Annotated in this window: 10 protein-coding genes and 1 pseudogene; 5 read left to right on the top strand and 6 right to left on the bottom strand. The window is 48.9% G+C overall.

Annotated elements, in window-relative coordinates; all coding sequences use genetic code 11:
• Window positions 1-41: 41 nt before the first annotated feature.
• From iolG1 to reiD, 3 genes are all read right to left on the bottom strand, one after another.
• Window positions 42-1,052 (bottom strand): inositol 2-dehydrogenase IolG1, encoded by a 1,011-nt coding sequence (gene iolG1 / locus ACLJTG_RS15305; protein ID WP_000172704.1) that lies wholly within the window; start codon window positions 1,050-1,052, stop codon window positions 42-44.
• Window positions 1,053-1,070: 18 nt separating this feature from the next.
• Window positions 1,071-1,991 (bottom strand): myo-inosose-2 dehydratase, encoded by a 921-nt coding sequence (iolE, locus tag ACLJTG_RS15300; protein WP_012601329.1) that lies wholly within the window; start codon window positions 1,989-1,991, stop codon window positions 1,071-1,073.
• Window positions 1,992-2,250: 259 nt separating this feature from the next.
• The gene (reiD, locus tag ACLJTG_RS15295) at window positions 2,251-3,075 is read right to left on the bottom strand and encodes a myo-inositol utilization transcriptional regulator ReiD (protein ID WP_000332219.1); all 825 of its coding nucleotides are present in this window, start codon (window positions 3,073-3,075) and stop codon (window positions 2,251-2,253) included.
• Between the two features lie 122 nt (window positions 3,076-3,197).
• Between reiD and ACLJTG_RS15290 the strand changes: the two are divergent.
• The 3 genes and pseudogenes from ACLJTG_RS15290 (at window position 3,198) to iolB (ending at window position 5,855) form a co-directional block, all read left to right on the top strand.
• Window positions 3,198-3,500: pseudogene (locus ACLJTG_RS15290) on the top strand (hypothetical protein).
• A gap of 15 nt (window positions 3,501-3,515) precedes the next feature.
• Window positions 3,516-5,021: a malonate-semialdehyde dehydrogenase IolA gene (iolA, locus tag ACLJTG_RS15285; protein ID WP_023194695.1), complete on the top strand. Its 1,506-nt coding sequence runs from the start codon at window positions 3,516-3,518 to the stop codon at window positions 5,019-5,021.
• A 24-nt stretch (window positions 5,022-5,045) separates the two neighbouring features.
• Window positions 5,046-5,855, top strand: coding sequence for a 5-deoxy-glucuronate isomerase (gene iolB, locus ACLJTG_RS15280; protein ID WP_000002010.1), 810 nt, complete (start codon window positions 5,046-5,048; stop codon window positions 5,853-5,855).
• Window positions 5,856-6,207: 352 nt separating this feature from the next.
• Here iolB and iolT2 read toward each other — a convergent pair whose 3' ends face one another.
• On the bottom strand, window positions 6,208-7,644 hold the full coding sequence (iolT2, locus tag ACLJTG_RS15275) for a myo-inositol import MFS transporter IolT2 (RefSeq protein WP_000083108.1): 1,437 nt from the start codon (window positions 7,642-7,644) through the stop codon (window positions 6,208-6,210).
• 458 nt (window positions 7,645-8,102) lie between these two features.
• Between iolT2 and iolT1 the strand changes: the two genes are divergently transcribed.
• A complete protein-coding gene (gene iolT1, locus ACLJTG_RS15270) occupies window positions 8,103-9,536 on the top strand; it encodes a myo-inositol import MFS transporter IolT1 (protein ID WP_000107710.1) in 1,434 nt (477 codons plus the stop codon).
• A gap of 50 nt (window positions 9,537-9,586) precedes the next feature.
• On the opposite strand, the gene iolR is transcribed toward iolT1, so the two are convergent.
• Window positions 9,587-10,420, bottom strand: coding sequence for a myo-inositol utilization transcriptional regulator IolR (gene iolR, locus ACLJTG_RS15265; protein ID WP_000033840.1), 834 nt, complete (start codon window positions 10,418-10,420; stop codon window positions 9,587-9,589).
• 491 nt (window positions 10,421-10,911) lie between these two features.
• Window positions 10,912-12,291 (bottom strand): UDP-N-acetylmuramate:L-alanyl-gamma-D-glutamyl-meso-diaminopimelate ligase, encoded by a 1,380-nt coding sequence (mpl, locus tag ACLJTG_RS15260; protein WP_001219837.1) that lies wholly within the window; start codon window positions 12,289-12,291, stop codon window positions 10,912-10,914.
• Window positions 12,292-12,465: 174 nt separating this feature from the next.
• Here mpl and fbp point away from each other — a divergent pair, with 174 nt between their 5' ends.
• Window positions 12,466-13,464, top strand: coding sequence for a class 1 fructose-bisphosphatase (fbp, locus tag ACLJTG_RS15255; protein ID WP_000853764.1), 999 nt, complete (start codon window positions 12,466-12,468; stop codon window positions 13,462-13,464).
• Window positions 13,465-13,653: the final 189 nt, after the last annotated feature.

Here is a 13,653-nt window from a genome sequence, read left to right as displayed (position 1 = left end):
TAAGCATCGCTATCCGGCAGGAGTTTTAATACGCGGAAGGTTTATTTGTAGAAATCAGGTTTTGAGGGTAATTCAACAATCTCGGTATTCCCTGTTTCCTGAGACTTCACGCAGGCATCAGCGGTAACCGCAGCCAGATAACCATCCCATGACGTTGGGCCTGCCGGCGGCAATCCTGCGTTCAGACGATCGAAGAAATCCTGGAACTCAATGTCGTAGGCATCAATAAAGCGCTGTTTCCAGTCAACCAGGATGTCGGTGCTATACTTCGCCGCTTTCCGTACCGCGGCGCTGGCGACGGTTGGCAGCTCCGCCATTCCTTTCTCGCCGGTAACATCGCAGTGAATGTCATAGCCATACTGGCAGTTCACAAACACTTCAACCACAATATTGATGCCGGAGGTGGTTTCCATTACAACCAGCTGCGGATCACGCAGAGTGGTCACCAGGCTGGACTGACGCGGGAAGTAAACCTTAACGGTTTTATAATCTTCGTTAAGCAGCCAGTGCATAACGTCAATTTCATGAATCAATGTTTCATAAATAGCCTGTGGCGTTTTGTATTCTGGCACCGTGCTGGCATTGTAATGACGTCCATGAACCATTAATGGCTGACCGATTTCGCCGCTGTCGATAATATTTTTCAGCTGAACGTAACCTTTGTCGTAGCGGCGCATAAAACCAATCTGCACCATGCGCTTACCATTTTTCTGCTCTGCTTCAATCACACGCTGACAATCCGCAGCCGTCACCGCTAGCGGTTTTTCACAGAAAACATATTTGTTAGCATTTAGCGCGGCAACGGCTACATCGGCGTGCGCCTCATTTGATGCGGTAATGATGACCACTTCAACGTCTTTATCATTAATCAGATCGTGATAGTCATTATAATCTTTGGCTTCGATCGCATACTTATCCAGCGCCGCCTGCGCCCTACCCGCGACGATATCACATACGGCAACAACCTCTACACCCGACACGGTGTTGGCCAGACGTCTTAAGTGATCGGAGCCGATCATGCCGATACCTACAATACCTGCTTTTAAAGTCATTTTCTGTTTCCTTTTCAATTAAAGATAATTTTTCAGTAACTCATCAATATGCTTTTTACCTTTTTGCGCATATTCCAATGGGTTATATTTCTTAGGATCCTGCTCGGCCTCAACAACAATCCAGCCAGAATATTGATGCCCGACCAGATAAGCTAATACGGATTTAAAATCAATATTTCCATCGCCGGGGACGGTAAACACACCATCAAGGAAAGAATTGAGGAATGATTTCTTCGCGAGGCGACATGCTTTGAGTTTTTCATTACGCACATCTTTAAAATGAACGTGTTTAATACGATCAAAATGTTTACTCAGTAGCGGCATGACATCGCCGTCAGAAACATATATATGCCCGGTATCAAACAGCAGATGTACAAATTGCGGATCGGTATTCTCCATGAGTCGATCCACTTCCGGCAGAGTCTGCACACCGGTACCCATATGATGATGGAAAGCGAGCTTCAGCCCGTGCGCATTGGCAATTTTCCCAAGCGCATTAAGTCCTTCGCATAAAAGCTGCCATTCGCTGTCGCTGAAGTTAGGCTTCTCTGTATAAACGCACTTATCGATAATACCTTGAATACTATAAGTTTGTTCAGAAACAACGGCGACATATGCATGTATTGCCTGCAAATAAGCACAATGCTGTTCAAAAGCATTCATCGCAGATGCAATACCATCGCGAATAATAAAGGAAGAAAACCACTGGCCTGGTATTTCCAGTCCGCGAAGCATTAACTCTTTATTTAACTCAGCAGGATCCTGCGGATAACAACCGCCAACTTCCGTACCGGAAAAACCGGTAAGCGCGGCATCACTAAGTATTTGTTTATATGTATTTTCTTTACCAATCTCAGGAATATCATCATTGCGCCAACCGATAGGCGCAATCCCCAACTTAATGCTCTTTTTTACATTGTACATGTTGCTGGCTCCCACTTAATGAAACGCTTTTACTGCATACCGCGATGCAAATTAACCTTTGATGGACAACATATTACTTTTTGTAGCCTGAAAAACTTTATCTATCCTGGTTGAAGATGTGGGATAAATGCGTCAGGTATCACAAAAAAATCATCACTCTTTAATGATATTGCCAGACTTTTCGCGCTATAGATAAACGAATAAAATATACTGACAAATAAAAAATGGCCGCAGTATTGCGACCATTCTCATGACGATTAAATTTTAGCAAGAATTAATATTCAAATAATAAATAATTAGCTTTACGATAGTCCTTGCGATATTGACCGGGCGTTTTCCCTACTTTATTTTTGAAGTAATTCTGAAAATGACTAAGGTTGCTAAAGCCAACACGATAGGCAATAGAGGTGATCTTTTCGCGCCCGCCTTCATCCGTGGTTAGTAACGATTGCGCCTCCCCCAGCCTACGTTTTATCAGGTAATCCATCGGTGAATAACCATAGCGGCGTTTAAATTCATGGGAAACATAATAAGGACTGACATTAAATTTCGTCGCCAGCGTATCCAGCCGAATTGGCTCATAGAAATTGCGATCAATATAGGATTTTATTGAATCGAGTAAATTTTCATGGCGCTGTATGGCATCGTTACCTGTGCGCAATAAGACATTTCCCTCAATGTATTTGAGTACTACCTGGGTCAATAGCTGCGCCATTGCTGGCCCTTCTACCGCATGCTGATTAATAACGGTAAACACGGAACTCATCAGTTTTTCCACCGTCGCATAATGGTGATACAGTGGAATAACCGGCACAATATCATCCGGTATTAGCGCATTCTCACGTAGACCCGGACACGAAATATTGTTAATCCCACAACAAATAGTGCCAATTGGCCGCCCGCTTTCCAGATACTCATCATGCACCACCTGGCTGTTATAAATGACCAGGTCGCCTTTACGAACCGGGTAGATGCGATCGCCAATGAAATACTCTCCGTCTCCTTCGGTGATAAGAATCAGTTCAACGGTCTGTGGGTGCATATGCATGAACCGGACAAACGGACCATTGCTCTCACTGACCTGACTCACATACGCCAACTGGGGCTGAGCCTTATTCTCTCGTTCTGAAGGACAGAAGCACAAGCGCATGATTTACCCTCCAATATCCGAAACTGTGGTGCCGAAACACCCCTGAAATTTGAATTTTTATACCACACCAAATGAAACAAAAATGCTATATAGATCATAATTTTTTCCAAATCTTTCCTCGTCACAACAGACAACCATTGATACCACAACAAATAAAAACAATAAAAATCAATAAGTTAATTAGATTTTTGATTTCTTACTGCACATAACCTCGTATAAAAACCAGTCGTCAAATTTTCAAAATAAAATTTCATAAAAATAAATTTGAAATTTTTAATCCTAAAATTTACATTGAATACGGTATGCGTTTTAGGCTGAAGATAACCAGGCTTTCCTGTGACCGCTCAGTCAGAACGTCGTCAACATCGGTTTAAGAGGATAAAAAAGAGATGGAAACAGTCGGCAATTTTATTCATGGTAAAACGACACTGAGCAGCAGCGGCGAGGCGCTACCGGTGACTAATCCGGCCACCGGTAAAGTAATTCGTCAGGTCACCCAGAGCACCCGAGAGGAGATGCTGGCGGCAATTCAAAGCGCACATGAGGCTTTTCCGGCATGGAGTAAAATGACTCCGCTACGCCGGGCACGTATCCTTTTTGAATTCAAAGTATTACTGGAAAAGCATCGGGACGAACTGGCGGCGCTGATCGTCAGCGAGCATGGCAAGGTCTGGTCAGATGCGCTTGGCGAGCTGACGCGCGGCATAGAGGTTGTCGAATTTGCCTGCGGGATCCCGCACCTCAGCAAAGGAGAGTACTCCTTTAACGTCGGCTCAGGCGTTGACAGCTTTTCATTAATGCAGCCGCTTGGGGTTGTGGCAGGCATCACACCGTTTAACTTCCCGGCAATGGTGCCTATGTGGATGTTCCCGGTTGCTCTGGCTTGCGGCAATACCTTCGTCCTGAAACCGCCCGCACTGGTGCCGTCCGCATCGTTACGTATGGCGCAGCTTCTGCAGGAGGCTGGCCTGCCGGACGGCGTGTTTAACGTTGTTCACTGTGGCAATGAGGCGGCTAGCCTGTTGACCAGCGACCCTCGCGTACAGGCCGTCAGCTTTGTCGGTTCCTCCGCCGTCGCGGAACATATCTATACCACCGCCAGCGCCCATGGCAAACGCGTACAGGCCTTCGGGGCCGCCAAAAATCACGCAATCGTCATGCCGGATGCAGATCTGGACGCCACCGTCAACGCCATTATGGGCGGAGCATTTGGTTCCGCGGGCGAACGCTGTATGGCGCTGCCGGTAGTGGTCGCGGTGGGCGATGAAACGGCGGACCGTCTGATCGAACGCCTGAAACCGCTGATTGCGGCGCTACGTATCGGCCCGGGAGAGCTGCGCGGCAAAGATGAAAATGAAATGGGCCCGGTTGTTTCACGTGCTCATCAACAGAAAGTGTTGGGTTACATCGACAAAGGGGTGAGCGAGGGAGCAACTCTGGTCATGGATGGCCGCAACTATAGCGTGGCGGGATATCCTGAAGGCTTTTATGTCGGCGGCACTCTGTTTGATAACGTCACGCCTGAGATGACCATCTGGCGTGAAGAAATTTTTGGCCCGGTTCTCGGAATTGTGCGCGTCCCGGATTATGCCACCGCCATTAGCACGGTAAACTCCCATGAATTCGGCAACGGCAGCGTGATTTTCACCACCAACGGTCACTATGCGCGCGAATTCGCCCAGTCGGTTGAAGCCGGGATGGTCGGTATTAATATTCCAGTTCCGGTTCCGATGGCATTTCACTCTTTTGGCGGCTGGAAGCGCTCGGTGTTTGGCGCCCTGAACGTCCATGGGCCGGATGGCGTGCGCTTCTATACCCGGATGAAAACCGTTACCTCGCGTTGGCCGAACGGACAGCAGATCGTATCGGAGTTCAGTATGCCGACTCTCGGTTAATACGCTTTCAGGAAGGAGAAGATTATGGCCAACTTGCTGAGTACCTGTACCTCTGAGTCGGGAAATATCCAACACATTTCCCCTCAAAATGCAGGCTGGGAGTATGTCGGTTTTGATGTCTGGCAGTTGAAGGCTGGAGAGTCGATAACCCTGCCGTCCGATGAGCGTGAACGCTGTCTGGTGCTGGTTGCCGGGCTGGCCAGCGTTAAGGCCGCCGACAGTTTTTTCTATCGGATTGGTCAGCGCATGAGTCCGTTTGAACGCATTCCGGCTTATTCGGTTTACCTCCCCCATCATACGGAGGCGAAAGTGACAGCCGAAACCGACCTTGAGCTGGCCGTATGCAGCGCGCCGGGATTCGGAGAGCTTCCGGTACGTCTGATCTCGCCACAAGAGGTCGGGGTAGAGCATCGGGGAAAAGGGCGCAATCAGCGCCTGGTGCATAACATCCTTCCTGATAGCCAGCTCGCCGACAGCCTGCTAGTCGTTGAAGTGTACACTAATGAAGGCGATACCAGCTCCTGGCCCGCGCACAAGCACGATACGGCAGTTGAAGGTCAGGAGACCTATCTGGAAGAGACGTACTATCACCGTTTCAATCCACCTCAGGGATTCTGCTTACAGCGCGTCTACACCGACGATCGCAGCCTGGATGAATGTATGGCGGTCTATAACCGGGATGTAGTGAAAGTACCTAAAGGCTACCACCCGGTTGCCACCATCGCGGGTTACGATAACTACTATCTGAACGTGATGGCCGGCCCGCTACGAAAATGGCGTTTCACCTGGGAAGAGAACCACGCGTGGATTAACTCACCAGACTACCCGCGATAACACTTCGTTGAGTGGTACTTTGCCAGCCGTCCTCTGCGGCTGGCTTTTTTATTCAACTCTGCGCCACACACGCTCATAAGATCGCTATCCACCTTCTCTTAAATTATTTCCCTGTTTTGTATATAGCGTATTTACGGCACGGCCCCCACCAGGAATACGCAATAAAATAATGATGCAGAAGAAGACTTACCCTATTTGCCGATATTATTATGGATCAATTAGTTACGTAGAGGTGGTAAACACTGGGGAGGTTTCAACAGGGTATATCCTGTGCGCACTCGCTGGAGGGAGTAAAGGTTGTGTAACCAGCGGAGAATATCTCTGGATATTCTCCGCTAATATTGGAGAGGTATCAGGCTATTACATCGCGACGTTTCCCCTGAATTTCACGCAGCTTGTTCTCGGCCAGCCGTTCAATTTCTGTTAGCGGCACCCCTTTTGTTTCCGGCACATAACGAGAAATAAAGACATAGCAGACCAAATTAAAAACGACAAAAATCCACATCGAAAAAGCGCCGCCGAAGGTCTCCTGCAGCCAGGCGTTATCATTTATGACCGGGAACAACAGTGAGATGAGGAAGTTGGCTATCCACATCAGGCTCACCGCCAGCCCCATCCCAAAACCTTTTATCTTTTCAGGGAAAACCTCAGAAATCAGTACCCATGCGCCAACGCTCCAGCTGACGGCAAACAGCAGCATAAAAAACAGGATGCCAAAGATGGTAATGTAGCCTGTATCGTGGGTGTACAAACCGTATGACGCGATCAACAGGCCGACAATTGAGCCGATGGTACCAATTTTCATAATCGGTATACGGCCATAGCGGTCGAACAGGATCATGCCGATAAAACTGCCCACCACATTACATACCGCGATAAAAATGGTCTGGAACATAACCACTTCGGTACTGCTGTTCTGCAACACCAGCGGCGCATAATAGTTCATTACGTTAACGCCTGTGAACTGTTGCAAAACGGCGATACAGCATCCAACCAACAGAATATAGCGGAGCACCGGCGAGCTTTTCAGGTTGGTGCGTTCTCCCCCGGCGACGTTGTCCTGTGGACGTACGGTTTCTTTCATGCTGTCAAAAATAGCGGCCACATCTGTGGCCGTTAATCCACTGTAGATCCGGGTAAGCACCTTTATCGAACGAGCTTCGCTGCGGTTGTTACGGGCGCACCATGCCGGTGATTCGGGTAGGAAAAGCGTAATCGCTAACATCGCAATGGAGGGTACCACTTGGGCAAAAAGCATAGTCTTCCAGCCCTGGGAAACCAGCACATCAGCAGGCATTCCTTTTGCTATCAGATAGTTGACTATAAACACGATAACCTGGCCAGATACCACGGAGATATTGTAAATGCCCAGCGCTTTGCCGCGAATTTCAGCAGGCGCCAGTTCAGACATATACATGGTGGATGCCGTTCCGGCCATCCCAACCGCAAAACCACACACAATGCGGGAAAGGGAGAAGATCATGAACGATTCACTCATCGCCGCCCCTAAGGAAGAAGCGATAAAAATGATCGCAATGATCAGAAGCGCAGGTTTACGCCCCAGTTTATCGGCAATTTTTCCACCGACCAGCGCGCCGATGATACAACCAATCACGATACTGGAAACGGCCCATCCGGTCTCGGTTGGCGTCAGTTGGTAATACTGCTGTAAAGGCAATACCACTCCGGTAATCACCGCCGTTGAATAACCAAACATCAATCCAGCCAGCGCCGCAATACAACACAGGACGTACACATAGGCCGAATTGTACTTACTTCTCTGAGACATAATCCCTCCCTTGCCTGTTGAGGAAACAACACACCAATGAAATTTTTCATTTTATTTTTGCATTCATTAGAAGAAAAATTCCATGCAAAAGATCACGAAATGGAGATGTTCCAGGAAAGAACAAAAAGTACGGCCCCTGACAAATTGAGTTCAGGCACTGTCACGGAAGCAATAAAATAAAGCAAATTCATCAAGATACAGGAGAGCACTGCGCAAAATGCAGCATCTTAACGATAAAAAACGCCAGGATTATGAAATTCGAAATGTGATACCCATAACAAAACATAAATTTCATTATTGATCGTTTTGAAATTAAAACATAGGTTGTGAAACGAGAGTTCTCAATAGCTATAAGATCGTCGGCAGCGCTACGGCAATGACCGACATAAGATGAATTTGTCTATTTGTTCACTAAATTCAAACAGATAGATGAAGTTTATTCTGGAGATAATCTACCTATGTCCACATCAGATAGTTGTTATAATACGGGTTACATATTACGCATCTGCGCGATTGCCGCACTGGGCGGAATATTATTTGGCTACGATACTGCTGTTATTTCAGGTGCGATTGGTTCACTGACCAGCTACTTTCATCTATCTCCTGCTGAGACCGGCTGGGCGGTTTCCTGCGTTGTGGTGGGGTGCGTTATTGGTTCGTTTAGCGCCGGATATTTATCCAAACGTTTTGGACGCAAGAAATCATTGATGGTTTCAGCGCTGTTATTCACTATTTCCGCAGTGGGCACCTCCCTCTCCTACACGTTCACCCATTTTGTGATTTATCGCATTATCGGTGGACTGGCAGTCGGCCTGGCGGCAACAGTATCACCGATGTATATGTCTGAAGTCTCACCGAAAAACATGCGCGGCAGAGCATTAAGTATGCAGCAGTTCGCTATCGTTTTCGGTCAGATTCTGATCTTCTACGTTAACTACAAAATAGCATCGATTGCAGCGGATACCTGGCTCATTGAACTTGGCTGGCGCTATATGTTTGCTGCGGGTATTATTCCCTGCATTTTGTTCTGTATTTTAGTCTTTTTAATCCCGGAATCTCCCCGCTGGATGATGATGATTGGTCGCGAGGAGGAGACGCTAAAAATACTGACCAAAATATCCAACGAAGAACATGCCAGACATCTTCTTGCCGATATAAAAACCTCACTGCAAAACGACCAACTAAACGCCCATCAAAAACTCAATTACCGCGACGGGAACGTGCGTTTCATCCTGATTCTGGGCTGCATGATCGCTATGCTGCAACAAGTAACAGGGGTTAACGTCATGATGTATTACGCGCCAATCGTCCTGAAGGATGTGACCGGTAGCGCCCAGGAGGCTCTGTTCCAGACAATCTGGATCGGCGTGATTCAGCTTATCGGTTCCATTATTGGCGCAATGATTATGGATAAGATGGGGCGTTTGTCGCTGATGCGTAAAGGCACTATTGGCAGCATCATCGGCTTGTTGCTCACCTCATGGGCGCTGTACAGCCAGGCAACCGGTTATTTCGCGCTATTCGGTATGCTGTTCTTTATGATTTTCTACGCGCTTTCCTGGGGCGTGGGCGCATGGGTGCTTATTTCTGAAATATTCCCTAACCGGATGAGGTCGCAGGGAATGAGTATTTCGGTCGGATTTATGTGGATGGCAAACTTTTTAGTTTCGCAATTCTTCCCGATGATTAATGAAAACCCGTATTTACTTTCGCATTTCCACGGCGCATTTCCAATGTGGATATTCGCCATCTGCTGCATCTTCAGTTACTTCTTTATCTGCCGTTACCTGCCGGAAACAAAAGGCATTTCGCTGGAGAAAATGGAGAGCGTAGTGTTAGCAAAACGCAGAAAAAAACCGCAGCCAATTCAAACCGAACGTTATTCTGATTAAGTTTCACCACAATGCCGATGATCGCTAAATACGATCATCGGCTTGTTTTTTTACTCCGTCGCCAGCGCCAGTGAAACCGCTAACGTTTGCGCCAGACACATGGACGCGACCTGAGAACGGAAACCATCGACCTGCGCTTCACGTACCACAAAACAGACTTCACTGAACGCTGCCAGCGGGCTGACCTGGCTATCGGTTATCGCAATATGGTGCGCACCGCGTTTCGCGCCAAGCTCGACTAATTCCACCACTTCCTGCGCGTAAGGCGAATAGCTGATGGCAATAACAACATCGTCGGGGCTGACCATACTTAGCTGTTCAGAGAACATTCCGCCAATACCGTCAATTAAAAATGCCCGTCTCTCCAGATGACGCAATGCGTAGGTTAAATAACTGGCCACGCTAAACGAACGACGTAATCCAATCACATAAATATTGTCGGCTTTCGCTAACAGATTTACCGCAGCATCCAACTGCTCATTTTTAATCTGCACCGGTAATTGTTGTAATACCTGTGCATTCACCATTGAAAATAGCTTCAGAATTTCACCCGGCTTTTCCGGGGTAGGTTCCCCTTCATCCGCATTTTTCTGTCTGAACAGACGCGCCCGCTCGGTATAGCTTACTGTTTCCTCCATCAGGTGCTGGCGAAATACCTGTTTCATTTCATTAAATCCGCTAAAACCAAACGCATTAGCAAAACGAATCAGTGTCGAAGGGGGAACATCGGCATGTTGCGCGATGGAAGCTACCGTGTCAAAAGCAACGCTATTACTGTTATCCAGAATATACTGAGCAACTTGTTTAAGACGTTTGCTAAGGCTGTCATAGCGACTGCGGATATCATCCTGCAGTAAGGAAAGTTGAGTTTGATGTTTAGACATGCATGATACTCTAATAGAACGAAAATTTCGTAAATAACCATATTAGCACAAATGAACTGAACATACAGTTAACAACATTCAAATTGCGCTGTGGTTACCTTCAGTACAGAATTTGCTGGCGGGCTGGGTTCTGAGCAATCTGAATCTGACCGCATAAATGCGACAGGATCAGCATTGTTATGACTGGACGATGCCCGCAGCCAGGCGGCATCGCAAACGTTGAAAGGCAGAAGATGACGTTTATAAATCACGAAACCTTCATCTGTTATTGCGAACTGGCTCTTTTCGTCCCGCATACGGCAACCGGCGGAACACTCTTAGTGTATTACACTGATTACTTTAAGGATATGCGTCTACTCTTTTTCAATACTGAGCGGCAAATGATTTTTTCAGTATTGCTTTAACGTCTCCCGGCGAGCGGAATGCGCTTTCGATGGCAAGATGCCCCATATAAAACAGCCAGCCACAAAGCTGGCTGACCGCATAGTCATTTAATACGCTGTTACGTTCTGAGCTTTTTTCGCCAGCCCATCCAGCAATTTCTGATGGATGCCGCCGAAACCGCCGTTGCTCATCACCAGGATGTGATCGCCAGGCTGTGCGGTTTTCACCACCATTTCCGCCAGCGTATCGACATCTCCACTCCAGTGAGCAGGCTGTACGCAGGCGTCCGCCACTTCTGAAACCTGCCACGGAATATGCGGCGGCTGCAGCAGGAACACTTCATCCGCACGCCCTAACGACGGCGCCAGGTCATCCTTGCATAACCCCATCTTCATCGTGTTAGAACGCGGCTCCAGTACCGCGATAATGCGCGCGGTGCCGCCCACTTTCCCGCGTAGCGCGGCAAGCGTCGCCAGAATCGCCGTCGGATGATGGGCGAAATCGTCATACACCGTCACGCCGTTCGCTTCACCACGTAGCTCCAGACGGCGGCGGGCGTTAATAAATGACCCCAGCGCGCTGGCCGCTTCTGCGGGCGCGACGCCCACGTGGCGCGCGGCGGCAATCGCCATCAGACCGTTGTGCATGTTATGTTCGCCGACCAGGCCCCATTTCACATCGCCGACTTTTTCGCCGTCCAGCCACACTTCCCACTCGGAAGCATCCGTAGTCAGCTTCTTCGCCTGCCAGTGTCCCTGCTCGCCCACCAGCTCCTGCTCGCTCCAGCAGCCCAGCGCCATGGTCTGTTTCAGGTTGATGTCGTTTTCCGGCCAGATGATGCGCCCCTGCCCCGGCACGATGCGCACCAGATGGTGGAACTGCTTCTGGATCGCTTTCAGATCGTCGAAGATGTCGGCATGATCAAACTCAAGGTTGTTGAGGATCAGCGTCCGCGGGCAGTAATGCACAAATTTAGAACGTTTATCAAAGAACGCGCAGTCGTACTCATCCGCTTCGATAACAAAGAACGGGCTCTCGCCCAGGCGCGCGGAAACCTCAAAGTTGCCCGGTACGCCGCCGATCACGAAGCCCGGTTTGTACCCGCACGCTTCCAGTATCCAGGTCGCCATGCCTGCGGTCGTGGTTTTGCCGTGGGTACCGGCGACCGCCAGTACCCAGCGGTCGCGCAACACAAAGTCGTGCAGCCACTGTGGACCAGACATAAAGGGAATGTTTTTTTCCAGCACCGCTTCCACGCACGGATTCCCGCGCGTCATCGCATTGCCGATAATCACCAGATCCGGCTGCGGATCGAGCTGGCTGGCGTCATAACCCTGGATCAGATCAATGCCTTGCTTCTCAAGTAAGGTACTCATCGGCGGATACACATTGGCGTCCGAACCCGTTACTTCATGACCAAGCGAGCGAGCCAGCATCGCCAGCCCCCCCATGAAAGTGCCACAAATTCCCAAAATATGAATGCGCATACGTCACTATCCTTTTTTTATCTGCGAGCCATTTTACGCACATGTCTGGCAAGTGAGAAACGCATTTCAGGTAAATCTGTACTTTGCTGGCGCGATTCACCTGAGCGCATCATCTGAAATGTTTGTTAAGATTGTTACGGTCGCTTTACTCCAATCAATTGCAGGGAAAGTGTTATGAAAACGTTAGGTGAATTTATTGTCGAAAAGCAGCACGAGTTCTCTCAGGCTACCGGTGAGCTCACTGCTTTGCTGTCGGCAATAAAATTGGGCGCCAAGATCATCCACCGCGATATCAACAAGGCCGGTCTGGTCGATATCCTGGGTGCCAGCGGTGCTGAGAACGTACAGGGCGAGGTTCAGCAGAAACTCGATCTGTTCGCGAACGAGAAACTGAAAGCTGCACTAAAAGCGCGCGATATTGTAGCGGGCATCGCATCGGAAGAAGAGGACGAAATTGTCGTCTTTGAAGGCTGCGAACACGCGAAATATGTGGTGCTGATGGACCCTCTGGATGGCTCTTCTAACATCGACGTTAACGTCTCTGTCGGTACGATTTTCTCGATTTATCGCCGTGTGACGCCCGTCGGCACGCCGGTCACCGAAGAAGATTTCCTGCAACCCGGCAACAAACAGGTCGCTGCGGGATATGTCGTGTATGGCTCGTCCACCATGCTGGTTTACACCACCGGCTGCGGCGTACACGCTTTCACCTACGATCCGTCGTTAGGTGTGTTCTGTCTGTGCCAGGAACGTATGCGTTTCCCGGAAAAGGGTAAAACCTACTCCATTAACGAAGGCAACTACATTAAATTCCCGAATGGCGTGAAGAAGTACATCAAATTCTGCCAGGAAGAGGATAGTTCAACAAGTCGCCCTTATACCTCACGTTACATTGGCTCTCTGGTGGCCGATTTCCACCGCAACCTGCTGAAAGGCGGCATCTATCTCTACCCCAGCACCGCCAGCCATCCGCAGGGGAAACTGCGTCTGCTGTATGAATGCAACCCGATGGCGTTTCTCGCGGAACAGGCCGGCGGCAAAGCAAGCGATGGTAAAGAACGTATTCTGGATATCATTCCGGAAAGCCTGCACCAGCGCCGCTCGTTCTTCGTCGGCAACCGCCATATGGTTGACGATGTGGAACGCTTTATCCGCGAATACCCGGACGCGTAATCTTTACCACCATGCGGAATAACGCATGAAGCCGCCATTGGGCAATAACATGTCCGATGGCGGCGTTGCCTTATCAGGCCCGTGATTTTTTCGGTTCTTAACCTTTGGCGTTCATGCTCCGCAACGACGCGCCAGATGAGGCGGAAACGAAAACAAGCGAAGACTTTCGGCGTGAGTTGGCTATAATAC

Origin of the sequence: Salmonella sp. SAL00672, from assembly GCF_046552175.1 — a bacterium.
GTDB classification, from domain to species: domain Bacteria; phylum Pseudomonadota; class Gammaproteobacteria; order Enterobacterales; family Enterobacteriaceae; genus Salmonella; species Salmonella enterica.
This window is presented reverse-complemented; position numbering and strand designations above follow the sequence as displayed.

Bases quoted from the DNA above. Each gene is read 5' to 3' on its own strand.
- iolG1 (WP_000172704.1), bottom strand. From the start codon at position 1,052: ATGACTTTAAAAGCAGGTATTGTAGGTATCGGCATGATCGGCTCCGAT.
- iolA (WP_023194695.1), top strand. From the start codon at position 3,516: ATGGAAACAGTCGGCAATTTTATTCATGGTAAAACGACACTGAGCAGC.
- iolB (WP_000002010.1), top strand. From the start codon at position 5,046: ATGGCCAACTTGCTGAGTACCTGTACCTCTGAGTCGGGAAATATCCAA.
- iolT2 (WP_000083108.1), bottom strand. From the start codon at position 7,644: ATGTCTCAGAGAAGTAAGTACAATTCGGCCTATGTGTACGTCCTGTGT.
- iolT1 (WP_000107710.1), top strand. From the start codon at position 8,103: ATGTCCACATCAGATAGTTGTTATAATACGGGTTACATATTACGCATC.
- iolR (WP_000033840.1), bottom strand. From the start codon at position 10,420: ATGTCTAAACATCAAACTCAACTTTCCTTACTGCAGGATGATATCCGC.
- mpl (WP_001219837.1), bottom strand. From the start codon at position 12,291: ATGCGCATTCATATTTTGGGAATTTGTGGCACTTTCATGGGGGGGCTG.
- fbp (WP_000853764.1), top strand. From the start codon at position 12,466: ATGAAAACGTTAGGTGAATTTATTGTCGAAAAGCAGCACGAGTTCTCT.